The sequence below is a fragment of the Staphylococcus shinii genome (assembly GCF_017583065.1).
GTDB classification, from domain to species: Bacteria; Bacillota; Bacilli; order Staphylococcales; family Staphylococcaceae; genus Staphylococcus; species Staphylococcus shinii.
The window spans coordinates 355,931-380,594 of sequence record NZ_JAGEVL010000001.1 but is presented as its reverse complement, the minus strand read 5'-3'; the positions used below and the strand labels follow the sequence as shown (position 1 = coordinate 380,594).

General features: G+C 32.7%; 23 protein-coding genes. 1 reads left to right on the top strand and 22 read right to left on the bottom strand.

Annotation, left to right across the window (positions count from 1 at the left end):
* Positions 1–61: 61 nt before the first annotated feature.
* The 22 genes from asnS to cmk form a co-directional block, all read right to left on the bottom strand.
* Positions 62–1,354 (bottom strand): asparagine--tRNA ligase, encoded by a 1,293-nt coding sequence (gene asnS / locus J5E45_RS01865; protein WP_208181510.1) that lies wholly within the window; start codon positions 1,352–1,354, stop codon positions 62–64.
* 92 nt (positions 1,355–1,446) lie between these two features.
* Complete coding sequence (locus J5E45_RS01860; RefSeq protein ID WP_208181509.1) at positions 1,447–4,146, bottom strand: helicase C-terminal domain-containing protein; 2,700 nt, start codon at positions 4,144–4,146, stop codon at positions 1,447–1,449.
* 29 nt (positions 4,147–4,175) lie between these two features.
* The gene (locus tag J5E45_RS01855; protein WP_208181508.1) at positions 4,176–5,147 is read right to left on the bottom strand and encodes a biotin--[acetyl-CoA-carboxylase] ligase; all 972 of its coding nucleotides are present in this window, start codon (positions 5,145–5,147) and stop codon (positions 4,176–4,178) included.
* Positions 5,140–6,339, bottom strand: coding sequence for a CCA tRNA nucleotidyltransferase (locus J5E45_RS01850; RefSeq protein WP_069793052.1), 1,200 nt, complete (start codon positions 6,337–6,339; stop codon positions 5,140–5,142). Before J5E45_RS01850 ends, J5E45_RS01855 begins: the two co-directional genes overlap by 8 nt.
* Positions 6,332–7,480: an N-acetyl-alpha-D-glucosaminyl L-malate synthase BshA gene (bshA, locus tag J5E45_RS01845; RefSeq protein ID WP_039068339.1), complete on the bottom strand. Its 1,149-nt coding sequence runs from the start codon at positions 7,478–7,480 to the stop codon at positions 6,332–6,334. Before bshA ends, J5E45_RS01850 begins: the two co-directional genes overlap by 8 nt.
* A gap of 31 nt (positions 7,481–7,511) precedes the next feature.
* Positions 7,512–7,829: a nucleotide pyrophosphohydrolase gene (locus J5E45_RS01840; RefSeq protein WP_039068340.1), complete on the bottom strand. Its 318-nt coding sequence runs from the start codon at positions 7,827–7,829 to the stop codon at positions 7,512–7,514.
* 399 nt (positions 7,830–8,228) lie between these two features.
* Positions 8,229–8,924, bottom strand: a complete 696-nt coding sequence (locus J5E45_RS01835) for a zinc metallopeptidase (RefSeq protein ID WP_069793051.1) — start codon at positions 8,922–8,924, stop codon at positions 8,229–8,231.
* Positions 8,925–8,960: 36 nt separating this feature from the next.
* Positions 8,961–9,563 (bottom strand): DUF1405 domain-containing protein, encoded by a 603-nt coding sequence (locus J5E45_RS01830; protein ID WP_208181507.1) that lies wholly within the window; start codon positions 9,561–9,563, stop codon positions 8,961–8,963.
* Between the two features lie 4 nt (positions 9,564–9,567).
* The gene (locus J5E45_RS01825) at positions 9,568–10,128 is read right to left on the bottom strand and encodes a YpiB family protein (RefSeq protein ID WP_039068343.1); all 561 of its coding nucleotides are present in this window, start codon (positions 10,126–10,128) and stop codon (positions 9,568–9,570) included.
* A gap of 19 nt (positions 10,129–10,147) precedes the next feature.
* Positions 10,148–11,395 carry a tetratricopeptide repeat protein gene (locus J5E45_RS01820; protein ID WP_039068344.1) on the bottom strand — a complete coding sequence of 416 codons (1,248 nt, stop codon included), beginning with the start codon at positions 11,393–11,395 and terminating at the stop codon, positions 10,148–10,150.
* 4 nt (positions 11,396–11,399) lie between these two features.
* Positions 11,400–12,698: a 3-phosphoshikimate 1-carboxyvinyltransferase gene (gene aroA, locus J5E45_RS01815; RefSeq protein ID WP_069793050.1), complete on the bottom strand. Its 1,299-nt coding sequence runs from the start codon at positions 12,696–12,698 to the stop codon at positions 11,400–11,402.
* 9 nt (positions 12,699–12,707) lie between these two features.
* A complete protein-coding gene (aroB, locus tag J5E45_RS01810; protein ID WP_069793049.1) occupies positions 12,708–13,775 on the bottom strand; it encodes a 3-dehydroquinate synthase in 1,068 nt (355 codons plus the stop codon).
* 38 nt (positions 13,776–13,813) lie between these two features.
* The gene (gene aroC, locus J5E45_RS01805; RefSeq protein ID WP_069793048.1) at positions 13,814–14,980 is read right to left on the bottom strand and encodes a chorismate synthase; all 1,167 of its coding nucleotides are present in this window, start codon (positions 14,978–14,980) and stop codon (positions 13,814–13,816) included.
* Positions 14,981–15,337: 357 nt separating this feature from the next.
* On the bottom strand, positions 15,338–15,787 hold the full coding sequence (gene ndk, locus J5E45_RS01800; RefSeq protein ID WP_069793047.1) for a nucleoside-diphosphate kinase: 450 nt from the start codon (positions 15,785–15,787) through the stop codon (positions 15,338–15,340).
* A 151-nt stretch (positions 15,788–15,938) separates the two neighbouring features.
* Positions 15,939–16,892 (bottom strand): polyprenyl synthetase family protein, encoded by a 954-nt coding sequence (locus J5E45_RS01795; RefSeq protein ID WP_176723096.1) that lies wholly within the window; start codon positions 16,890–16,892, stop codon positions 15,939–15,941.
* Positions 16,893–16,917: 25 nt separating this feature from the next.
* On the bottom strand, positions 16,918–17,619 hold the full coding sequence (locus J5E45_RS01790) for a demethylmenaquinone methyltransferase (protein WP_039068350.1): 702 nt from the start codon (positions 17,617–17,619) through the stop codon (positions 16,918–16,920).
* Between the two features lies 1 nt (position 17,620).
* Positions 17,621–18,193, bottom strand: a complete 573-nt coding sequence (locus J5E45_RS01785; protein ID WP_039068351.1) for a hypothetical protein — start codon at positions 18,191–18,193, stop codon at positions 17,621–17,623.
* 321 nt (positions 18,194–18,514) lie between these two features.
* The gene (locus J5E45_RS01780; RefSeq protein WP_002483248.1) at positions 18,515–18,787 is read right to left on the bottom strand and encodes an HU family DNA-binding protein; all 273 of its coding nucleotides are present in this window, start codon (positions 18,785–18,787) and stop codon (positions 18,515–18,517) included.
* Between the two features lie 169 nt (positions 18,788–18,956).
* Positions 18,957–19,955, bottom strand: coding sequence for an NAD(P)H-dependent glycerol-3-phosphate dehydrogenase (locus J5E45_RS01775; RefSeq protein ID WP_069793046.1), 999 nt, complete (start codon positions 19,953–19,955; stop codon positions 18,957–18,959).
* Positions 19,956–19,971: 16 nt separating this feature from the next.
* Positions 19,972–21,282: a ribosome biogenesis GTPase Der gene (der, locus tag J5E45_RS01770; protein ID WP_069793045.1), complete on the bottom strand. Its 1,311-nt coding sequence runs from the start codon at positions 21,280–21,282 to the stop codon at positions 19,972–19,974.
* A gap of 180 nt (positions 21,283–21,462) precedes the next feature.
* Positions 21,463–22,644, bottom strand: a complete 1,182-nt coding sequence (rpsA, locus tag J5E45_RS01765) for a 30S ribosomal protein S1 (protein ID WP_039068354.1) — start codon at positions 22,642–22,644, stop codon at positions 21,463–21,465.
* A gap of 293 nt (positions 22,645–22,937) precedes the next feature.
* Positions 22,938–23,597, bottom strand: coding sequence for a (d)CMP kinase (gene cmk, locus J5E45_RS01760; protein ID WP_107550127.1), 660 nt, complete (start codon positions 23,595–23,597; stop codon positions 22,938–22,940).
* 78 nt (positions 23,598–23,675) lie between these two features.
* Between cmk and J5E45_RS01755 the strand changes: the two genes are divergently transcribed.
* Positions 23,676–24,650 carry an asparaginase gene (locus tag J5E45_RS01755; RefSeq protein ID WP_039068355.1) on the top strand — a complete coding sequence of 325 codons (975 nt, stop codon included), beginning with the start codon at positions 23,676–23,678 and terminating at the stop codon, positions 24,648–24,650.
* The last annotated feature ends 14 nt before the right edge of the window (positions 24,651–24,664 follow it).

Here is a 24,664-nt window from a genome sequence, read left to right as displayed (position 1 = left end):
TGCGTTATAAAAACGTCCAGCCATAAATATTAGACTGGACGAATATTGAGATATATAATGCTTATGGATATAAACGATTTAATAGACGTGGGAATGGAGCAGTTTCACGAACATGCTCTACACCTGATAACCAAGCTACAGTTCTTTCTAAGCCTAAGCCAAATCCACTATGAGGCACACTGCCATAACGACGTAAATCTAAATAGTAGCTGTAGCTTTCAGCATCTAATTCAAATTCACTTAAGCGTTGTTCAAGTAGTTCAAGATCGTTAATACGCTCTGAACCTCCGATAATTTCCCCATAACCTTCTGGTGCGATTAAATCAGCACATAAGACAGTGTCTTCATTTTCAGGGTTTGGTTGCATATAGAATGGTTTAATTTTCGTTGGATAATTTGTGATAAATACTGGTAAATCATAATGATTAGCAATTGCAGTTTCATGTGGGGCACCGAAATCTTCCCCCCATTCAATATCATCAAAACCTTGTTCTTTTAAGAAAACAACAGCATCATCATATGTGATACGTGGGAATGGTGTTGCTACTTTTTCTAGTTTTGAAGTATCGCGCTCTAATGCATTTAATTCTAATTTACAGTTATTTAAGACAGATTTAACAACGTGTGTAACATATTGTTCTTGTATTTCTAAACTTTGAAAATGTTCACAAAATGCCATTTCTGGTTCAATCATCCAAAATTCAATAAGATGGCGACGTGTTTTTGATTTTTCAGCACGGAATGTTGGTCCAAAAGAAAATACTCTTCCATGAGCCATAGCAGCTGCCTCCATATAAAGCTGGCCACTTTGAGATAAAAATGCATCTTGATCAAAATATTTCGTATGGAACAACTCACTTGTACCTTCAGGCGCACTTGCAGTTAATATTGGTGGATCAATTTTTGTGAAACCATTATCGTTAAAGAATTCATAAGTTGCACGAATAATTTCGTTTCTTATTTTCATAACTGCGTGTTGTTTTTTTGAACGTAACCATAAGTGACGATGATCCATTAAGAATTCTGTACCGTGATTTTTTGGTGTAATTGGATAATCGTGTGCTTCTGAAATAACTTCAATAGATGTAACTTGCATTTCATAACTGATATCTGAACGATTATCTTCGCTGATAACACCTGTGATATAAAGTGAACTTTCTTGAGTGATTTCTTTAGCTTTTTGGAAAGTATCTTCATCAACTGCTGCTTTGGCAACAACGCCTTGCATAAATCCAGTCCCGTCTCTTAATTGCAAGAATGCGATTTTACCACTTGAACGTTTGTTTGTTAACCAAGCGCCTATTGTAACTTCTTGGTCGATATACTGTTTTGCTTCTTTTATCGTTATATTCATAACCAGTCTCCTATTATATTGTAGTTTTCTATGCTTTATCCTTATATATTTTAACAAAATCCATATATAAGTTCTAGTTGTGAACGCTATGTTTATGAGTTATCCTCATCTTTTTTTAATTTTTTTAGGATGCTTGAAAATTGTTTAATATCTCCTTTGTTTTGACGATAACTTTCTAAAGATTGCTCGAAAAATTGTTTGTAGTTACTTCTGATTAAACGATCATCAAAAGACACAATAATTCCTTTATCATTTTCACTACGGATCAATCTGCCAAGACCTTGTCTAAATCGAGTAACTGCATCCGGTAAAACATATTCTTTAAAAGTTGAAGTGAACTCTGATTCCATAAGCCAATATTTAGTATTGTTTTGATTCATAAATGGTAATTTAGCAATCATGACACATTTAATTCCATTTGATTCAAAATCAAATCCTTCAAAAAAGGTACCTGTGCCCAGTAATATCGCTTTATTAAAACTATTAAATTGTTGAACGATTTTATAATTTTGATTTTGTTGTTGCGTTAATACGACATAATCCTCAAATTCAGGTAATTCATTTAATAATTCTTGTACCATATGCATCATTTTATAACTTGTGAAAAGTATCAAACATTTAGATTCTACGATGTTTACGTACTCAATCACATAATTGACGATTGAACTGACATAGTCATTAATACTCTTATAATTATAAGAAGTAACATCATTTGGTATGAACACTGTAGTTTGATTAGGAGACATCACTGTAGAGTCTATTTCATAAGTATTAAAATCTATATCTTTGTTAAACCAATGTTTGAAGTTATCAAACGTATGGTTGAAAGTTAATGTACCTGATATGAAAGTAAGTGAATTAAATTTGTCTAACACTTGTTTTGTCAGTATTTCTTTTACTCCATAATCTTTCACATTTAACTTAATTGTTGATTTTTGATTTAAGTTTTTGATTGAAAGATAGCTGGTATGGTTATTTTTGAGACTGTGCTCTATTTCTTTAAAACGATCATTAATGTATAAAAATTGTTTACGCACAGATTTAATTGATTTATGGCTCATTCCATTGAAAAATTCTAATGTCATATTTAATTTATGAATAATAGCATGTAAATCATTTAAAATTGGCGTGACGTCAAAATGATAAACGAAATGTAATTTATGAACTTCGTCATCCTGGATTTCTGAAGCTTGAATAATATCATACATAGTCGAGAACAACTGTTCATTCAAGTCATGAATTTCATTTACAGTAGTTTTTAAACCAAATACATCTATTGGTGGTATATCTAGTTTTTCTAATATTCTTTGCTGTTCCAAATTATCTATAGATTTAAGTAGTTTTTCATTTTCTGTCTTACCAATTAAGCCTAGCTGATATTTAATATCTGAATAACTGAGTTCATTTGTAACTTGATTTAAGGCGTAATCTGGTAATCTGTGAGCCTCATCTATAATACAGTCATCAAATAATTGATAAATTGAGTTATCATGTGCGGCATGTATTAAATGGGCATGATTTGTAATACCTATTTGAATATTTTGTGCATTGCGTTTAATAAAATTGAAATAATTAATGTCATTTCGAACAGGTACATACGTTTCCAGTTTTTGTTCGAAATACATTTTCTGGCCGCCTTTTAAATCTAGCTCTTGTATATCACCAGTAGCTGTTTCTGTAATCCATATAAGTAATTGCATTTTTAAAATACTAACTTCATAGTTACTAGAATCTTCTTTTAATATTTGGCTAATTAAGCCTAATGAAATATAATCGCGCTTACTTTTAATTAAAGTTGCGTTTATTTTGAAATCTAGCGCACGTTTTAATGCTGGGATGTCTTTTTCCAATAATTGATTTTGTAATAGTTTTGTATTAGTAGAAATCATTACATGTTTGCCTGTTTCAATGTTGTACATGAGAGAAGCTAGCAAATAAGCAAATGACTTCCCGCTTCCTAAAGGCGCCTCAATCATTGCTTTTTCACTGTGCATGAGTTGTTCTAGAATGATTTCAGACAGATATAATTGTTGTGGACGGTACGTTAAACCTAGTTCTTTTGTTACGTGTGTGTAGAGTTCTTTTAATGTACCACTAAAGTTAACGGTCGGCGCTTTAAAGTCGATTTGTTTTTTATATATAATCTGTTCAAATTGCTCATATTGGTTGTCTAATGACTGTATACTATGATTACGTACCATTTCGAATAAAATATCATGTAAATCATATTTTAAGTTTTTGCTGAGATAGTAGAGTTGTTTAAGTGTATCTAATGGTAGTGATTCAAATTTAGTGAAAGCCATAATCATTAATTTTGCTGTTGTAGCAGCATCTTCGTCTGCCCGATGCGCATTTGTTAAAACAATGCCGTGAGTCTCCGCTAATTCGCTTAATTGATAGCTTTTGTCTGTTGGAAATGCAACTTTAAATAATTCTAAGGTATCCATAACTTTTTTTGGACGATATTTAATATTGCAATTTTTAAAAGATTTTTTTATGAAATTTAAATCAAATGCAACGTTATGTGCGACAAATATACAACCTTCTATTTGTTTGTATATATCCTCGGCAACTTCATGAAAATAAGGCGCTTGATTTAACATTTCTTCTTCTATTGAAGTTAAAGCTTGAATAAAAGGAGGAATTTCTAAATCTGTTTTTATCATTGAATGATAAGTGCCAATAATTTTGTTTTCGCGCACAAATGTAATACCTATTTGAATAATTTCATCGTAATCTAATTGATTACCTGTTGTTTCTAAGTCGACAACAGCATAACACGGTTTTGTCATATCGGTTCCTCCTTTCATCGTTATTTTGTTTATAATTCAATATCTGCACTCATCAATTGATGTTGTTGATTATGTTCATCATCAACATTTAAATAGCCGTTATCGTCAATGTCTACTGCTTCGCCTAGGAACTGATCACCATTTTCAGTGAATTTTAATTGCTTATTCCAAATATTTGAGACTTCTATATATTCTTGGCGAATTGTAGCAAAAGGTTCTTTTAAAAATTGTGCGTAACGATATTCTATTTGTTGAATAAGTAGTTGTAAAAATTCATAGCGATTTATTTTTTTATTTCCTTGTATACGCATGCTCGTAGCTTTTTGCGAAAGCTCACCATCGAAATCAGTTTGTGTTTGATTCATGTTTATACCAATACCACATATAACCGCTTCTATACCATCACTATTTGCTACCATTTCTGTTAAAAATCCACAAACTTTTTTATTATTAATATAGATATCGTTTGGCCATTTAACAGAAACTGAGGCGTTGCTGAAAGATTGTATTGCATCGCGAATGCCTAAAGCCATAAATAAATTGAATTTTGTTATCATATCAAATGGAACATTGGGACGCAATACAATCGACATCCACAAACCTTTTCCTCGTGTAGATAGCCATGGACGGTTAAAACGTCCTTTGCCTTTTGTCTGTTCGTCACTGAGTATTAAAAAAGTATCAGTATTTCCAACTAGCTTTTGTTTAGCTAGTAATTGTGTGGAATCTACATTTTCGAAAACTTCAATATGTTTAAATAGCTGTTGCGTGTTTATACTAGGTATAACAATTCCACTATACCATTTATCTGGTAGTTGCATTAACCGATGACCTTTATGATTTATGGATTCAATTTGACAACCTTCTGATTTAAGTTGATCTATAACTTTTTTAACAGCAGTTCTGGAAATGGATAATTGTTCAGCGATAAATTGGCCTGAAATATATTCATAATGATATTGATATAACATGTGTATAACTTCTTTACTATATTTAGACATGCGTTTTCACCCACTTTATTAGTTCAGGTTGATAGTTGTTTACTTCACCTGCTATAATAGCCTGTTCAATTTCTCGTAACGTTGCTTTGAGCCATGGTCCACTTGGTTTATCAGTTACTGTTAAAATATCTTTGCCGTTGATATCTACTTCTTTTCTCGAGTGTATTGGCAGCGTTTGCGCTACTTCTACAATTGTTCTACTATTTATAATGAATGGAGAATTCATTGCTATGTTATTCACTTTTAAAGTATCAGCATAACTCAATACTTCTAATATATCTTCTTTACCATAATCATAAACAAATAATTTAAGTTGCAATTTTGTTTGCACTTTAGGAATATCCTCTATTATTTCAATGATTTTATTAATATATTTTTTCTCTCGATTGCTCATTTTTAAATCAGAAATATTTGAAGTCGTATTAGGTTGTTGAACTTTTAATAATGCAATAAAAACTGTGAGAGGCATAGGTTGTTCTATAATGATTTTTGACAAATCAAAATGTTTAAAGAACGGCATATAAGAAAATGCTTGAAATTGTTTTAGATTATTAAAACTTTGTTTAATCGCATTGCCAAGCATTAACTTCTTAAGTTCAACGACGATGCGTTCAATTGATAAATGACTGATATCTGAAATATGTTGCTTCATTGCGTTAAAAGTATCAGTATCTAATTGAAAACCTAATTGAGACTGAAAACGTAACCCTCTAATGATACGAAGTGCGTCTTCATTAAAGCGCTCTGATGGATTACCCACTGTTCTGATTACTTTATCAGCAATATCTTGTTGACCATTAAAATAATCATGAATTTGATAATGCATATCCATAGCAATCGCATTCATCGTGAAATCTCTACGCTTTACGTCTTCGAATAAATTTCTAACAAAATAAACTTCATTTGGTCGGCGATGGTCGATATATTCACCTTCAGCTCGAAAGGTGGTCACTTCATATTGTTCGCCTTGGTAAACAACATTAATCGTACCATGTTCCCTACCTATGGGGATGGTTTTTTCAAATATCGACTCGATTTCATCCGGAGTGGCACTTGTTGTGATATCAATATCATGGATTGATTTATTCATGATATAGTCTCTGACAGAACCGCCTACATAGTATGCTTGGAAACTATGCGATTGTAAATTTTCTAAAATGGGTTTAGCTTTTTCAAATAAAGTATTAGTCATTGTTACCCTCTAACATTTTTTTGTAATAATATTCATATTGATCAGCAATTAAATCAGATGAGAACCGAGCTGACACATCTTTTAACATATTTTGTTGGATGTTTTTATAGAGTTTTATATCTGTTAATAATTGAATTGCATATTCACTCGCTTGTGTACTATCCCCGACATCTACTATAAAGCCAGTTTCATCATGTTTAATAACTTCCTTTATGCCTCCTGCACTAGAACCAATAGGTACGACTCCAGATTTCATTGCTTCTAATAAAGTTAGTCCGAAACTTTCTTTTTCACTCAAAAGTAATACCAAGTCTGATATTTGATAAAACTCGCTTACCCAATTCTGCTTACCTAAAAATAAAACGGCATCTTCAATACCTAAATCCCGTGCTTTCTTCTTCATATCCATCAATTCTGGGCCATCGCCTAACAAAATTAACTTTGAAGGTAAAGCTTGATGAACTTTTGCAAAGGTATCTATAATTGTATCAATTCGTTTAACGGCTCTAAAGTTAGATACATGTATTAATACCTTTTCATCTGGTTTTATACCATAGCAAGATTTCAAGCGGTCATCATCCTGTGTTGGTTGATCAGGTTTAACAGGAAACTCTTTCTCTCTAACAAAGTTATATATTGGAACAATGCGCTTATCAGTTTCAATGATATCGTACGTTTGCTCTGCGAGTGATTGACTTACGCTTGTAACAATATCACTACCTTCTATTCCAAATTTAATGGCATTTTTTAATGAGTGATCATAGCCTAAAACGGTGATATCTGTACCATGTAGTGTAGTCATAATTTTTATATCTTTGTTAGACATATGTTTTGCTAAAATACCACATACTGCGTGAGGAACTGCATAATGCATATGTAATAGGTCCAAATCATACTCATTTATGACTTCTGCTATCTTTGTACTTAGCGTAATATCGTAAGGTGGGTATTGAAAAACTGCGTATTGATTCACTTCTACTTGATGAAATGTGATATTTGGTAATGGTTTACGTATTCTAAAAGGAATATTGGAAGTGATGAAATGAATATCATGTCCACGTTCAGCAAGTTTTATGCCTAACTCTGTAGCTATAATGCCTGAACCACCCATAGATGGATAACAAGTGATGCCTATTTTCATAAGGCGGGACATCCTTTCTTAATTGTTTATATTATTTACGTTCGAATCTATTTTTATCTCGAGTATTAAATTTTTCCATTGTTTCATTAAAGCTTTCTGTTAAATCTATATCTAAAGAATTCGCAATACACATTAATACGAATAAATTGTCACCTAGTTCTGCTTTAATTGTATTTTCAGCTTCTGACGATTTTTTCTTTTTTTCACCATAATAATGGTTAATTTCTCTCGACAGTTCACCTACTTCTTCAGTTAAACGCGCAAGGTTTGCCAAAGGAGAAAAGTATCCAGTTTTGAATTGACCAATATAGTCATCAACTTCTATTTGCATATCTTTCATAGACTTCATTTTAAACGCCTCACATTCCTATAGGTTTCTTATATAGTATAGACTAATTTTATGTTTCATGCATTATTCCTGCAACAGTTAAGACTTATGTCATACATATTTAAACTAATTGATTGTTGAGTAGGATTTTTGTAATTGTATAAGACTTTTGTGATGTTTTATATGATGTCAAAAATGAACTAACGTACTGGACCTGGGTTAAACAAAACAATCAATCAAATTTAGCATAAAAAAGGAGGCTAAGACATTTACAAATGTCCCAGCCTCAAAATATTAGATTAATATTTGCGATCTAATATAAAAATCAAGCTTTCTAATAAGCTGTTTAATTATTAGCAATCTAAGCCAAAGTAACGAATCCTTATTTAAAAAGCTTCTACATCACTTTAATTTATATAACTATTCACTAGATCTAGCAATAAGGATAAATCTTGCAAGTTCTGCTAATGCTACTGCAGTTGATGCAACATAAGTCATTGCTGCAGCTGTCAGTACTTTCTTAGCATGACGATATTCCTTTTCGTTAACAATGTTTAAACTTTGAATTTGTTTCATTGCTCTACTGCTTGCATTGAATTCCACAGGCAATGTAACGATAGAGAAAAGGACTGCAAATGACATGAATGCAATACCAATCCACAGTGCAGTTGAACCTAAAGTGCTTTGTAAACTCGTTAAAACGATACCAGCAAAAACGGCTAAATATCCAATTGAACTACCGAGATTAGCGAGTGGTACTAACGACGTTCTGAATCTTAGGAAGAAATAACCTTGCGCGTGTTGGATTGCGTGGCCGACTTCGTGCGCCGCAATAGCTGTTCCAGCAACAGAAGGTCTACTAAAGTTGGCTGGCGATAATACAAGTACTTTTTTCCTAGGATCGTAGTGGTCAGTTAAGAAACCTTTTCCTTCAACCACATCTACATCATAAATACCATTTGCATGCAAGATTTCTAAAGCAACTTCTTGACCAGTCTTTCCACTTGTTGATCTAACTTGTGAATATTTTTCGTAATTAGATTTAACTTTATGTTGTGCCCATAGAGGTAACACCATTAAAATAACAAAGTATATAATCATATAGATAAAAGACAAAAACCTCACTCCTTTATAAACATTTTACTGTGAACATCAATGGTGGTCAAATATTTTATCTTTTTTAAATCGAGTTAAATATAAATAAAGTATTAATGGAATTAAGCTTAACCAAAATGCTAGGTAGGCAACACCTTCTAAGTGACTTGCAATAAAATCATAATAAGGATATTGCATAAACACATAATCTATAATGTCATTGTGAAATACCCATATCATAGCAATAACAAAGGCAGTTATTGAAATTTTAAATCTTGGATAAAATAACAATGCCTCGATAGCCATAATGCCATGTGAAAGTATGAGCATACACCCTGTGATTGTAATTGTGTCATATTGAATAAACATGATTATATTCATTATAACTGCCCAAACGCCATATTTAATAAGTGAGACGAAAGCTAGGGCTTCAAACACTGGGATGTTCTTACCTAATATGAAAGCAATAATTACGAAACATAAAAATAGTGAAGCGGTTGGACTATCTGGTACAAATATTTTGAAGTGAGGTTCAGTAATACTTAATTGCTCACCGTACCAAATATAGCCATAGATTGTACCTAACAAGTTACACAAAAGTAAAAAGTAAAGTATACCTTTATGATACAACATTAATTCCCAAAGTGATTTTATATTCATACTGTCAATCCTTCGTTGTTATATTTACATTTCTTAATTTAAAAGTATTAAGTATTTGTGATAATTGATAAAACAAATCACTATCATGTAATTGTAAGCTTAAATCAATATTATCTTGTAAATGCGTGATAATAGAAGCTTCACTTTGTTTTGAAAGTGGGATTTGATAGATGTCTTGAATATATAATGCATAATATGGCGAATGTAGTAATTGTTTGATTAGTAAGTCATCTAATCTCGCTTCCCTATCTTGTTCATCATTAAAATTCAATTTAATATCAAACGACAATTGATTGTGAGCGATACGCTCAAAAATTTCATTACTATTAATCATTTGTTGGCCTTTATATTTAAATTTAATACCCTGTTGCTCAGAGTTTAACATAGAGATTTCAAGCGTATTATGTGTATCGATACGTTCATCTACAAAATGAACATTTTGTAGTAATTCTGGCGAAGATTTGAGTAAGTTTAATACCCATACACTAATCCTAGACTTGAACTCATATTGAAAGAGTAAATATTCTATGAAAGTTGCTTTTGATTGTTGTAGGGTATCAAACATTTAACTCACCTTCCTGTACTTAAAAAGACGCCAATCTTTCTGCTTCATCATGCCATATCTCATTGGTTGGTTCTAATTCAAGTAATTGGTCTAATAATTTTTTAGCTAACTCAATTTGACCGATTTCTATTACGTAAAAATAATAGTCACTTAAAAATGCAGATTGAGTTTGTAATGTGTCGTATGCTAATTCAAAGAAATGCTGTGCTTCTTTATCACGTTCTTCTTGCCCCAATGCATATGCGAGATGCCACATAAATACTGGGTCTAAATCTTCTTCGTCTACATATTTTAATAAACCAATAAGCGACTCATAATCTTCTTCTTGTCTATATAAATCACTTAATATTAATAATGGTTCTTGATATGCATTATCTACTTCGAGTGCTTGAATCAGTAATTGGACACCTTCATTAGCGTCCCCATGTTCTAATTGAATACTACCAGTTGATACCATCAATTCTTTATAGAATTGTGTTAATCTTAACCCTTCTTTACCGATTTCAATCGCATCGGCATGGTTGTGTTCATTTTCATATAACTGTTGTAAATAGAAATATGCTTGTAGAAAATCAGGGTCTTTGGATAATAATGTTTGAACTAATTTAATAGCTTCTTGAGAGAGGTCATTTTTTTCATAAGCAATAGCTTTTTTGAAATAATCTTCTGAATCCATCTCATCTTCATTAATTTCATCAAACATTTTAATAGCATCGCTATAGTTACCACTTTGCAAACTGCAATCGGCTAAACGAGAAAATAAATTTACACCGTTCACTTCATATTCTCCCGTCTCAAGTACGGTCTCGTATTCTGAAGTTGCACGTAAGTATTGACCATCAAAGTATAGTATTTCAGCAAGTGCATAATGAATAATTGGATCATTTGGTTCAATGTCAATCGCTTCATCAAGTTTACTGATTGCGACTTCAAGCATATTTAATTGTTGATATAAATCTGCTTCTAGCATTAAGCGCTCTGTTGATATTTCAACTTCACTTAAATACTCTAAAGCTTCATCTGTGTGGTTTTCAGCCATTAATCCTTCAATAAAGTATATTAATAACTCACTTTCATCAGGATATTTATGGTAAAGCGTACGGAATACTTCTAAACCTTGCGGCATCAATCCATAATTGTATAATGTTTCACCTAGAATAAATAAAGCATCGTCTTTTGGAGAACTTAATGCATCATTAACACGGGTGTCTAGGTTATCTAATTTTTGTAAGTTGATATCATCTATTAATTTATAGATATCTTCCATACTTTTATCCCTCTTTTTCTAATTGTTTTAACTTTGATAAGAATCCTGGGAAAGAAACATTAACTGCATCAAATTGATTTATTGTAATTTCCTTATCGGTTAATAGTGAGGCAACTGCTAACATCATACCAATACGGTGATCCGTAAAGCTATCGACAGTTGCAGTTTGTTCTAAAGCTGATGGATGGATAATTATACCATCATTCGTAGGTTGTAACATAAAACCAAGTAAATTCAACATATTTGCAGTTGTATCGATTCTATTAGTTTCTTTTACTTTTAGTTCTTCAGCTTCTTTAACTATACTTGTACCATTAGCTTGTGTGCAAAGTAAAGCAACGATAGGAATCTCATCGATTGCTCTAGGCACTAAATCACCATCAATATGAATAGGTTTCATGTCCGGAGAGTATTGTACTCGTATGGATGCAGTTGGTTCTGGCCCATCAGTTTGATTGAATAAGGTAATATTCCCTTCCATTTGTGTCACGATATCAATAATACCTGAACGAGTTGGGTTAATGCCAACATTGTGTATTGTAATATCACTTCCGGGTGTAATCAAGCCAGCTACAATAAAGTACGCTGCTGAAGATATATCGCCAGGAACATGGAAATCTGTAGGTTTAATATGCTCAATACCGCGCTCGGGTATATCTATCATTTTATCTCTTGTTGAAACAGGGATGTGATATTGTTGGAACATCGTTTCCGTATGGTTTCTAGAAGTATCAAATTCTTTGATTGTCGTTGGTTCTTCAGCGAATAAACTTGCGAACAATATCGCACTTTTAACTTGTGCGCTGGCAACTTCCATTTCGTATGAAATACCTTTGATTTTAGCAGGTTTGATAATTAAAGGTGTATAGTTATCATCAATACCTGTAATATTAGCTTGCATTAATTTTAAAGGTTTCATAATTCTATCCATTGGTCGTTTCCCTATAGATTCGTCACCTGATAACACAGTCTCTATTCCAAGACCGCTCAGTAACCCAGCAACTAAACGTGTAGTTGTACCTGAATTCCCTGTGTATAAAACTTGATGTGGTGTTTTGAAATGTTTATATCCTGGAGAATCGATTTCTATTTTATCTTCAGATACTTTAATATCAGCGCCTAATAATTTAAATATTTCAACCGTACGCAAACAGTCTTCACCAAGCAAAGGTTTATATATTGTTGATTTTCCTGAGGCTAGAGAACTGAGCATAATCGCTCTATGTGTCATGGATTTATCTCCAGGTACTTCAATTTCACCGACTAACGGTCCATTAATATCTATCGTCTTACTATTTACCAAATCAGTCACCTACTTATTAAAATATGTTTTAAATGTTTCAAAGGCTTGAGAAAGCGTTGTGTAATCAATGTGCTTCACAACTGGATTTCCAATATCGTTGAGGAGTACCATTTGCACACCTTGTTCATCATTTTTCTTGTCGTTAAGCATTAGTTGATATAAAGGTTCAAAATCTAAAGCATTAATGACATCTAATGGATAGTTTAAATCACTAAGATAATTTACATAATGTGCAACATCAAATGATTTATTAAGTGTTATATTCGCAACTATAAATTGAAAGACAATGCCTATCATAACGGCGTGACCATGCGGAATTTTAAGTTTATATTCAACGGCATGACCGAATGTATGTCCTAAGTTAAGAAATTTACGCACGTTTGATTCTTTCTCGTCTGCTACAATAATATTTAATTTTGTCTGAACACCTTTGTATAGATAATATTCGATTTCATTAAGTGATTTAAGTGCTTGTTCGTCTGGGTATTGTGATTCAATATGATTTACCGATTCAATATCATTTAATAAAGCATGTTTATAAACTTCTGCATAACCACTTAAAATTTCTGAATATGGTAATGTATTTAAAAAGTTTAAATCGTAAATGACTGCTTTAGGTCTATAAAAAGCACCAATAAGATTTTTACCATATTTAGAGTTAATACCTACCTTACCACCAACACTTGAATCATGAGCTAAGATGGTAGTTGGTACTTGTATGAAATCAACACCTCTTAATAAAGTTGCAGCTAGGAACCCAGTAAAATCACCAGTGGCGCCTCCGCCAATAGCTATTAAACAAGTATTTCTTGTTAATTGTTTACTTAACAACGATTCAATCGTTTCTTCATAAAATGCTAGTGTTTTTGTTGTTTCACCAGAAGGTATGATAAGTTTATGTGCTTCATATTCAGTGGCGATGAAGTTAGTAATATGACTCCATTCGTTTTCAACTTTTTGATCTATAACAAGGACGATATCTTTATAATTTTTAATATAATCACGTAATTGATCGAGAGCATGATGTTCAATAATAATTGGATAGTTATTAGATTTATAAGTCGTTTCTAATTTCATATAATCACCTTATTATTTCTTAAATTTTAATTTGTTGACTAGTATTCAATATTTAATAAGCGACGTTCCTTGATTTGAGATTGTAATTGCTCAATATGATTACATTGAAACTCTTCTAGTAATGCTTTTGCTAATTCAAAAGCGACTACGTTTTCAACAACGACGCTTGCAGCAGGCACAGCACAACTGTCAGAACGCTCAATTGACGCTTTGAATGATTCTTTAGTATTGATATCTACTGAGTTCAAAGGCTTGTAAAGTGTAGGAATAGGTTTCATTACACCGTTGACTATAATTGGCATACCATTTGACATACCACCTTCAAAACCACCTAAGTGATTTGACCCTCTATAATAACCATTTTCCGTATCATATAATATTTCATCTTGTATTTCGCTGCCAGGTTTCTCGGCGGCCTTGAAACCTTCTCCGAAACTTACACCTTTAAAAGCGTTAATACTTACTACGCCTTGTGCAATTCTGCCATCAAGTTTACGATCGTAATGAACATAACTACCAATACCAACAGGCACACCTTCAATAATAGTTTGAACCACACCACCAATTGTATCGCCGGCTTTTTTAGCTGCGTCAATTTTATCACGCATGGCTTGCGCAATTTCATCATTAACGACACGCACATCATTTTTATCAATATTAGATTTAATTGTATCGATATCATATTCTAAATCATCTTTAATACCGCCGATTTCTACTACTCTACTGTAAAAATTAATATCTAATTGTTTTAGTAATATTTTAGAAACTGCACCAACAGCTACTCGTGCAGCTGTTTCTCTTGCTGAAGAACGTTCTAAGACATTTCTTAAATCTCTATGGTTATATTTCATACCACCAATTAAATCTGCGTGTCCTGGACGAGGTTTAGTAATTACACGCTTCATATTATCTTGGTCTTCTTCACTGATTGGATCTGCGCCCATGATTTTTTTCCAATGTGTAAAATCATCATTAGTGACTATAAGCGTGATAGGACTACCTAAAGTATAGCCATTTCTTACACCAGATACGATTTCAACAGAATCTTTTTCAATTTGCATGCGTCTCCCGCGTCCGTATCCGCCTTGTCTTTTAAACATTTCTTCGTTAATGTCAGCAACATTGATTTCTAAGTTTGCTGGAACACCTTCAATAATTACAGTTAACTGCGGTCCGTGTGACTCACCAGAAGTTAAATATCTCATACTTTACCCACTCCGTTCTTTAATACTTTAAATTGATATATGTTCTATATCTTATCATATTCAATTGTTCAAATTAACAGAAAAATTTACAAATGATGATTCTTCTTAAATTTTTGCCGTTAGAATGTTATTTTTCAGTGTAACATTTAAACATTTTTATTAATATTAAATTTTGTTTTTAAATGGTTACGATACCATAATTTTAAATGATTTATCATGCATAAAGCTTTAAAAGAATACTGTAATTCGACAAAAAAATATAAAAAAGCGATGACTTTCACTTTATATCAGTAAAAGTCATCGCTTTTTTATTTTCTAAAATAAGTTTTTTTTCGAATTATTTTAGAAGTATTTCAATTATTCATATAACCATTCTTCACGCGATTCAATATAATCACTTAATTCTTCTGATTTAAACCAAAGATTAATTTCTTTGTTAGCTGATCCTACTGAGTCTGAACCATGAATAATATTTCTACCTACTGTTAAACCTAAGTCTCCACGTATTGTACCTGGAGTTGCTTCAGACGGATTTGTTTTGCCGATGATGTGGCGAGCAACGTGTACAGCATCTTCACCTTCAACAACCATTGCAAATACTGGGGCTGATGTAATGAAGCTAATTAAGTGTTTATAGAAAGGTTTGTCTGTATGTTCTGCATAATGTTCCTCAGCAAGTGCTTGTGGTACAGTCATAAACTTACCACCTACAAGTTTTAGTCCTTTTCTTTCAATACGAGAAATAATTTCCCCTATTAGATTTCTTTGCACTGCATCCGGTTTAATCATTAAAAATGTTCTTTCCATTGTGTGTTTATCCCCCTGTTTGTTATGTATCAATGTACTTTAATTTTTCAAAAACATATAGAATTGCATATGTATCAAAATAAAAGTATGTTTTGAAGCACATTAATATATTAACAGTTAATTAAAGCGCTTTCAATGGTTTTCACACAAGTTACACATTTCTTTTCCCAACTTTTTTAATTAGCTTCTTAAATAGTGGTTTTGAATCTTCGTTTTCTAATTGGTCGATTAAGTAAAGTGCCTTATCTAAATATTTGTCGCTGATTGCCTGAGCCTGTTGTATAACATTAGAATTTTTCACATGATTAATACAATAATCAAATGTTTCTTGGCTACTATTTGCATTTAATTGTTGTATGAGTGACTTAAATTCTTCATTTTTTTTCATCTCTAATAGCACTGGAAGCGTAAGATGACCGTTCATTAAATCACTACCAACTGGTTTCCCTAATTTTTTTTCGGTGCTTGTAAAGTCTAGGAGGTCATCGACGATTTGAAAGCTCATACCAATATAATGTCCTATCATTTTCAAATTGTGAATTGTTTTAGCATCTGCTCCTGAAGCGATTGCCCCTACCTCAGTGGATAATTGAATAAGTAATGCAGTTTTACGGTTAATCCTACGCAAATAGTTGGTGATTGTTTGATTACCATTGAACTGATCTTGGAATTGATATAATTCACCCATACAGACTTCTACAATCGCATTTGATATAACATTATGTACACGATTGTCTTCTACGTTAGATATATGCTCAAGTCCGCGAGCTAATAAGAAGTTGCCTGTGAGTATGGCTGTGTTTTGGTCCCATTTTTTTGCTATAGTCAAGCTGCCTCTTCGTTTATCACTTTTATCTATAACGTCATCATGTACCAATGTTGCCATATGGATAAGTTCAAGCGCCACGGCAACACGGTAGACTTTTTCATTTCTTTCTTTACCAAATTGGCTGCTTAAAATTACAAAAGCGGGTCTGACTCGTTTGCCACCTGACGAGAACAAATGATATGACGCTGACTCAAGAATCTTGTCGTTGCTTTTTATAGACTGTTCTAACTGTTTTTCAATTTTTTTAATTTCGCTGTTCATGTTTAACTTTGCCACGCTAATCACCTTTGGTTGATTCATTTTATTTATAGCCAAGGTGCATTGCTGCAACGCCACCTGTAAAGCTACGGACTTTTATGTTGCTGAAACCAGCTTGTGTAAACAAGCGTTTCAATTTTTCTTTATCTGGAAAATCGAATGTAGATTGTTGTAACCATTCGTATTCGTCTTTAGACTTCGCAAATATTTTACCAAATATAGGCATTACGAATTTAAAATAAAGTTTGTAGCACTGTTTGAAAACAGGTGTCGTCGGCTGACTGGTTTCTAAACAAACAACCATTCCACCAGGTTTTAAAACACGGTTCAGTTCTTTTAAAGTTGCTAAATAATCAGGAACATTTCTTAAACCAAAACCAATAGTAACGTAATCAAATTCGTTGTCTTCAAAGGGTAAATTCATAGCATCACCATGTACAAGTTTTAAGTTATGCATATCTGATGTTTTACTTCTACCTACTTCAAGCATGTTTTCACTAAAGTCAACTCCGATCACTTCACCAGCTGGCCCTACCGCTTTACTTAATGAGATAGTCCAATCAGCTGTACCACAACATACATCCAGTGCCTTGCTACCAGATTTAACGTTCATTTCTTTCATAACACGTTTTCTCCATGTTTTGTGTTGTTCAAAGCTAATAATATTGTTAAGTCGATCATATTTACCAGAAATATTTTGAAAAACATTGTGTACTTGTTCTTTTTTTGCTTTATTATCTGCCATGTTAATTACCTCTTTTTGAATGTATTTCAGCTTTTAATTTATCTATAAAACCATCTAGTTTTTCTTTAGAAAATTCGCTTAAGTAAGAAGGGTGATGTTCAACTAAACTCGCTATCATTTTGTCATTGATAAAATTAATATTAACATCAGAGACATATCTTTTAATCGTAATAAGTGGAAAAGTATTTTCAATTTTTAAAATATAGTCACTAATAACGTTATTATCAATTGCGGCATGATGAATAGAAGATTTCATTTCATTCACTACAACAATTGCTGTACTAATTTCTTTTTGATAAATTGGATCATTTAGTTTTGCTAATAATGTATAAAAATGAGCGCTTAATAAGTCGCCGATTAAAATAGATTTTTTAGACGATAACGTAGTTGAAACTTCGTCTAAGTGACGCATCGCAGTATCTATTGTGAGGCAAGCTAATTTAGCTTCTTGAGGTATCTCATAAGAATCAAGTATTTCTGCTAATGCTTGATTGATATAAATTGGTTCGTAATGATTTACACTGCTGAGCCGCTGTGCAATTTGAGTTTCTAAAATGCTGAATGTCGTTTCCATGTTCACACCTCACGTTATTATCCATATACATATTAACATTATATAGAGAAAAATAAAATCAACGTAAATCAAAGTAAAAGATATTTATGTAATATATGTTGAAAATACTCATATATTTGTAAAATCGAGTAATTGTTATATGTAAATTATTTAATAAATTCATTAATTTTCTGTAATTGTATCTCTACATTTATTTAAAATCGCTACTTCGAATGATATCACAATTATAAAGTTAAAAGATATATGATTTGAAGCTTTATAAAAAATCCCCTATATAAAAAGAAAAAGCCCCTTGAAAAGGGCTTTACTTTAAGTAAAGAATTATTTTACTGCATCTTTTAATGCTTTACCAGCTTTGAATGCTGGAACTTTGCTTGCAGGGATATCAATTTCTTTACCAGTTTGAGGGTTACGGCCTTTACGAGCAGCGCGTTCGCGTACTTCGAAGTTACCGAATCCAATTAATTGTACTTTTTCACCTTTAGAAAGTGATGATTGAATTGATTCGAATACTGCATCTACAGCTAAACCAGCTTCTTTTTTAGTTAAGTCGGCTTGTTCTGCAACAGCATTGATTAAATCTGTCTTGTTCATTATGAATTCACCTCCCCTAGGGTTAATAATGATAACTTAATATCATTATGCTATGACTTTAACACAACGATTACTGCTACTGCAATGATTTATGCGCAAAAAACGTTGAAATAATAGGATTTTGACAGTTAATTGATATAAATTAACTAAAAAGTGTAATAATACTTCGTTATTCTGCTTTTTTTCCACGTCCCATCAAGTCTTTAACGCTTTCATCAACAGGTCTGTTTTCAAACAATACGCTATAGAGAGCAGCAGTAATTGGCATGTCTACTCCGACCTCTTTAGCTAAGTGGTAAACAGATTTTGTTGTGTAGACACCTTCGACAACCATGTTCATTTCGTTTAAAGCTGTATCTAATGATTTACCTTCTCCTAATTTATAACCAAGTGTGTAGTTCCTAGAATGCGTTGAAGTACATGTTACAATTAAATCGCCAATGCCTCCTAAACCTAGAAATGTAATCGGATCTGCGCCTAACTTCTCACCTAAGCGGCTAATTTCAGCTAAGCCTCTAGTCATCAGTGCTGCTTTAGCGTTATCACCAAATCCCATACCTGATATAACACCACTAGCTACTGCAATAATATTTTTTAACGCACCACCCAATTCAACACCTACTAAGTCATCGTTTGTATAAACACGTAGATAATCATTCATAAAAAGATCTTGTGTTAATTGACTGACTTCAGGTGTTTTAGATGAAGCTGCTACAGTAGTTGGTTGCTTGATTACAACTTCTTCAGCATGACTTGGCCCAGATAGCACCCCAATTCCTGCGTTATGCTCTGATGAAATTGAATCCTCTAACATTTCAGAAACGCGTTTATATGTCTCGTTTTCAATTCCTTTAGCAACATGGATAAAGGTCTTCTTAGATGTTAATAGCGCATCAATTGATTTCGCTACTTCTCTCATTGCTTTAGTTGGTAAAGCCATTAAATAAACATCTGAAAATGATACAGCATTATTAATATCTAATGTTGCTTCTATTGTGTCATTGAGCTGCGCATTTTTTAAGTATTTGCTATTAATGTGTTGCGAATTAATCTCATTGATTGTTTGTACATTTTTTCCCCACATTAAAACTTGGTGTCCGTTTTCAGCTAAGACATTTGCTAATGCCGTACCAAAACTTCCTGTACCAAAGACAGTTACTTTAGACATGGAATCCCCCCGGTAATTAATTTCTTTTTCTTGCTATAATGTGTACTGGTGTACCTTCAAAGCCGAATGCAGCTCGAATTTGATTTTCTAAATAACGTTTGTATGAAAAATGCAATAGCTCAACATCATTAACGAAGACAATAAATGTCGGTGGTTCAATAGCGACTTGTGTAGCATAGAATACATTTAAACGTCGACCTTTATCAGTTGGTGTAGGGTTCATAGAAATTGCATCCGTAATCACTTCGTTTAGTGTTGAACTTTGAACGCGTTTTTTATGATTTTCACTAGCTTCTTTAATATATGGGAACAATGTTCTGAGACGTTGCTTCTCTTTTGCGGAGACAAACGCAACTTCTGCATAATCTAAAAATTGGAATTCTTTACGAACTTCGTCTTTAAATTTCTTCATAGTATTTGTTTCTTTATCAACGGTATCCCACTTATTTACAACAATTACAATTGCTTTACCTTCTTCGTGTGCATACCCTGCAACACGTTTATCTTGCTCGATGATGCCTTGGTCTGCATCAATAACAATTAAGATTACATTAGAACGCTCAATCGCTTTTAATGCGCGTAATACTGAATATTTTTCTGTATTTTCATAGACCTTACCTTTTTTACGCATTCCTGCAGTATCTATCAATACATAATCTTGACCATCATAACTATATTCGGTATCAACAGCATCTCTAGTTGTACCAGCTACGTTTGATACGATTACACGATCTTCTCCTAGAATTGCATTTACTAAACTTGATTTACCAACATTTGGACGACCAATGATTGACAAACGTATTGTATCATCATCATACGGGTCAGGTTCTTCTTCTTTAAAGTGTTTAACCACTTCATCTAATAAATCACCTAAACCTAGTCCGTGGGAACCAGAAATTGGATACGGATCCCCAAATCCAAGTGAGTAGAAATCGTAAATTTCGTTTCTCATTTCTGGATTATCAACTTTATTAACTGCCAATACTACCGGTTTTTTTGATTTATATAACATTTGAGCAACCATTTCATCGCTTTGAGTTAAGCCTTCTCTTACGTTTACCATAAAGATAATTACATCGGCTTCATCGATTGCAACTTCAGCTTGTGCTCTAATTTGTGTTTGGAATGGAGCATCTCCAACCTCGATACCACCAGTATCAATAATGTTAAAATCGTGAGTTAACCATTCACCTGATGAATAAATTCTATCGCGAGTAACACCTGGTGTATCTTCTACGATTGAAACACGTTCACCTACGACTCTGTTAAAAATTGTAGATTTACCAACATTTGGCCTGCCTACAATTGCTACTATAGGTTTAGTCATAAACTAACTTCCTCTCTTCTTTAATCTCTATAATTCTATCATAAGGGGTAATTAAATCAAAAGAAATATTAAATCAACATTTTTGTTTTAGATTTCTAATGGGGAATTTGAATAACAAAAAAAGAAATCTTGCCCTATCATATACTAGGACAAGATTTAAAATTGCTATTACTCATAATGTTAAAATTTGAAATCTTTTAATTTATCTCCAAACACATCACCAAGTGTAGGATTATCTTCATCTTCTGAATTATCATTCAAATAAGATTGCGTAGTTGCACTATCGCTTTCAATAATATTTTCATCTGGTAATGTTGCTTTTATAGATAATGAAATGCGTTCGTTTTCAGGATCTACACTTAATATTTTTACGCTCACCGCTTCACCTGGTTGTAATACCTCGCCAGGGGTACCGATGTGGGAATGACTAATTTCTGAAATGTGAACTAATCCTTGTACGCCAGGTTGAATTTCTACGAAAGCACCGAAGTTTGTCAATCTAACAACTGTACCTTCAATAACTTCACCTTCATTGATTTCGCCTTTGATTGCTTCAAAAGGGCTTGGTAATGTATCTTTGATAGATAGTGAAATACGTTCAGAATCTTTATCGACAGATTTAATTTTAACTTTCACACTATCTCCAATAGCTACAATGTCTTCAGGTGATTTAACGTGCTCATGTGATAATTCTGAAACGTGTACAAGACCGTCCACGCCCCCGATATCAACAAAAGCACCAAAATTAGTTAAACGCGCTACTTTACCTTCAATAACGTCACCTTCACTAAGTGACTCTAGTAGTTTATCTTTTTTCTCTGCGTTTTCTAATGCCTCTACTGCTTTTCGACTAAGAATGACACGATTATTTGCAGGATCTAATTCTTCAACTTTAAGTTTTAAAATTTGTCCTTCAAAACCAGAGAAATCTTCAATGAAATCTGTAGAAATTAATGAGGCTGGCACAAATCCTCTTTGACCAACATCTACTACTAAGCCACCTTTCACAACTTCAGTGACCTTAGCTTCAATAGTTTGATTATTATCTAACTGTTCTTGTAAAAATTCATATGATTTTTCAGTTTCGAGTTGGCGTTTTGAAAGAATATAAGCGCCCGTTTCATTTTCTTCGTCATATTCTACTTTCGTAACATATGCGCCGATTTCATCGCCTACTTTTACAGCATCACTTGGATTATCAATATGATGCGTTGAAAGTTGACTAATAGGGATTATACCATTAAATTTACCACCGTTGACATGAATGATTACTTGTTTTTCTTCAATTTCTTGAACTTCACCAGTAACCTTATCCCCTTCTTTAATCTCGTTAATCATTGATTCGTTGAACTCTTCAGTCATCTTGTCTGCCTCCTTATTACACTACATAATTATAACATCTTATAAACTGACAGAATTGTCAAGAAATTCCCCTTTATTCGAGGGAACGATTTTAATTTGTTAATATTTTGTAAAATAGGGATTTTCAAGCTAACAAAAATAACAAAAAATTCACCTGTATTTTACATTTATTTATATAGTATAGTAATTCTGTTTATTATAATAATGCACGTATATTATATACCCACTTTTCTCATTGTATAACCTTTTTACACTATATGAAAAGATTGATAACAAATCTGAGACTACTACAATTAATCTAATGATTTTACTAAAGATAATATCTCTGCTGTTACGGTTTCAATACTTTTACCTGTTGTGTCCACAGTAATAGCATCATCAGCCTTCATCAAAGGAGAAATTTCACGATTCATATCGTAATGGTCTCTGTCAGCAATTTCCTTTTTCAATTGTTCTAGATTGGATTCAATACCTCTTTGCTCATTATCTTTTTGTCTACGCAATGCCCGTTCTTCTACTGAAGCTATCATGTAAACTTTTAAATCAGCATTCGGTAATACGACAGTTCCGATATCTCTACCGTCCATGACAATACCTTTTTTAGCTGCTAGTTCTTGTTGCTTTTTTACAGCAAAAGTACGAACTGGTTCTTTTGATGCCACATAAGATACATGACTTGTCACATTATTTTCTCTTAAGTGATCAGTGACATCTTGATTATCTAAAATGACTCTTTGACCTTTGATTTCATCGTAAGTGAGTGATAACTCTGTAGTATCGATTAATTGATTAAAGTCCTCAATTTTATTTTGTTGTAAGTATTTATAAGTAATTGCACGATACATTGCACCAGTATCTACATAAATCATAGATAATTCACCAGCAACAAGCTTAGCAATTGTACTTTTTCCTGCTGCTGCAGGTCCATCAAGTGCGATATTTAATAATTTCATTTTAGTAACCCTTCCTTGTTGTTTTATGAATAATATTTTATCATAAATATGTACTTTATAAATAGGAGGAATGCCCGCATGAAAAAAGTTCTTGTTATTCATACTGGTGGCACTATTAGCATGTCACAAGATGAAGCTAATAAAGTAGTTACAAATACTGACAATCCTATATCCAATCATAAGGATGTAATAGAAAGGTATGCTGATGTAACTGAAATTACACCTTTTAATGTTCCGTCACCACACATGGACATTAAATATGTTGAAAAATTAAAAGAATTAATTGAAGATGCAGCTCAAAATGAAAGTTATGATGCTTTTGTCATCACGCATGGTACAGATACATTAGAAGAGACTGCATACTTACTAGATTTAACTGTTGCTATTTCTAAACCTATAGCAATTACAGGTGCAATGCGTTCCTCAAACGAAATTGGTTCTGATGGATTATATAATTTCATATCTGCAATCAGAGTGGCAACAAGTGATGAAGCTACAAACATGGGTGTTATGGTTGTCTTTAATGATGAGATACATACTGCTCGCAATGTAACGAAAACACATACTTCTAATACGAATACATTCCAAAGTCCTAACCATGGCCCTTTAGGTGTGGTAACTAAAAACAGTGTACAATTTCATCACAAACCTTTTGAGCATCTAATCCTTAATGAAATTAACCATAATTTAAACATTCCTTTGGTTAAGGCATATATGGGGATGCACAGTGATGTGTTGTCTTTTTATAGCCAAAATAATGTAGACGGTATTATTATTGAAGGACTTGGACAAGGTAATTTACCACCAACTAGTTTAGAAGGTTTGGATAATTGTTTACGTAAAAATATACCAATTGTTCTAGTTTCTAGATCATTCAATGGTATCGTTGGGCCTATATACGCATATGAAGGTGGCGGTGCAACTTTAGCTGATAAAGGCGTTATTTTTTCAAATGGCTTAAATGGTCCTAAAGCGCGTTTAAAACTACTTGTAGGCTTAAGTAATCAATTATCTTCAGAACAATTGAAAAAGTATTTCGAATCACAGTTATAATGAATTGTTATATA

What these genes read in the sequence shown, in the direction of transcription:
- asnS (WP_208181510.1), bottom strand. Translation starts at nt 1,354, where the DNA reads ATGAATATAACGATAAAAGAAGCAAAACAGTATATCGACCAAGAAGTT.
- J5E45_RS01860 (WP_208181509.1), bottom strand. Translation starts at nt 4,146, where the DNA reads ATGACAAAACCGTGTTATGCTGTTGTCGACTTAGAAACAACAGGTAAT.
- J5E45_RS01855 (WP_208181508.1), bottom strand. Translation starts at nt 5,147, where the DNA reads ATGTCTAAATATAGTAAAGAAGTTATACACATGTTATATCAATATCAT.
- J5E45_RS01850 (WP_069793052.1), bottom strand. Translation starts at nt 6,339, where the DNA reads ATGACTAATACTTTATTTGAAAAAGCTAAACCCATTTTAGAAAATTTA.
- bshA (WP_039068339.1), bottom strand. Translation starts at nt 7,480, where the DNA reads ATGAAAATAGGCATCACTTGTTATCCATCTATGGGTGGTTCAGGCATT.
- J5E45_RS01840 (WP_039068340.1), bottom strand. Translation starts at nt 7,829, where the DNA reads ATGAAGTCTATGAAAGATATGCAAATAGAAGTTGATGACTATATTGGT.
- J5E45_RS01830 (WP_208181507.1), bottom strand. Translation starts at nt 9,563, where the DNA reads ATGAATATAAAATCACTTTGGGAATTAATGTTGTATCATAAAGGTATA.
- J5E45_RS01825 (WP_039068343.1), bottom strand. Translation starts at nt 10,128, where the DNA reads ATGTTTGATACCCTACAACAATCAAAAGCAACTTTCATAGAATATTTA.
- J5E45_RS01820 (WP_039068344.1), bottom strand. Translation starts at nt 11,395, where the DNA reads ATGGAAGATATCTATAAATTAATAGATGATATCAACTTACAAAAATTA.
- aroB (WP_069793049.1), bottom strand. Translation starts at nt 13,775, where the DNA reads ATGAAATTAGAAACGACTTATAAATCTAATAACTATCCAATTATTATT.
- aroC (WP_069793048.1), bottom strand. Translation starts at nt 14,980, where the DNA reads ATGAGATATTTAACTTCTGGTGAGTCACACGGACCGCAGTTAACTGTA.
- ndk (WP_069793047.1), bottom strand. Translation starts at nt 15,787, where the DNA reads ATGGAAAGAACATTTTTAATGATTAAACCGGATGCAGTGCAAAGAAAT.
- J5E45_RS01790 (WP_039068350.1), bottom strand. Translation starts at nt 17,619, where the DNA reads ATGGCAGATAATAAAGCAAAAAAAGAACAAGTACACAATGTTTTTCAA.
- J5E45_RS01785 (WP_039068351.1), bottom strand. Translation starts at nt 18,193, where the DNA reads ATGGAAACGACATTCAGCATTTTAGAAACTCAAATTGCACAGCGGCTC.
- J5E45_RS01780 (WP_002483248.1), bottom strand. Translation starts at nt 18,787, where the DNA reads ATGAACAAGACAGATTTAATCAATGCTGTTGCAGAACAAGCCGACTTA.
- J5E45_RS01775 (WP_069793046.1), bottom strand. Translation starts at nt 19,955, where the DNA reads ATGTCTAAAGTAACTGTCTTTGGTACAGGAAGTTTTGGTACGGCATTA.
- der (WP_069793045.1), bottom strand. Translation starts at nt 21,282, where the DNA reads ATGACTAAACCTATAGTAGCAATTGTAGGCAGGCCAAATGTTGGTAAA.
- rpsA (WP_039068354.1), bottom strand. Translation starts at nt 22,644, where the DNA reads ATGACTGAAGAGTTCAACGAATCAATGATTAACGAGATTAAAGAAGGG.
- cmk (WP_107550127.1), bottom strand. Translation starts at nt 23,597, where the DNA reads ATGAAATTATTAAATATCGCACTTGATGGACCTGCAGCAGCAGGAAAA.
- J5E45_RS01755 (WP_039068355.1), top strand. Translation starts at nt 23,676, where the DNA reads ATGAAAAAAGTTCTTGTTATTCATACTGGTGGCACTATTAGCATGTCA.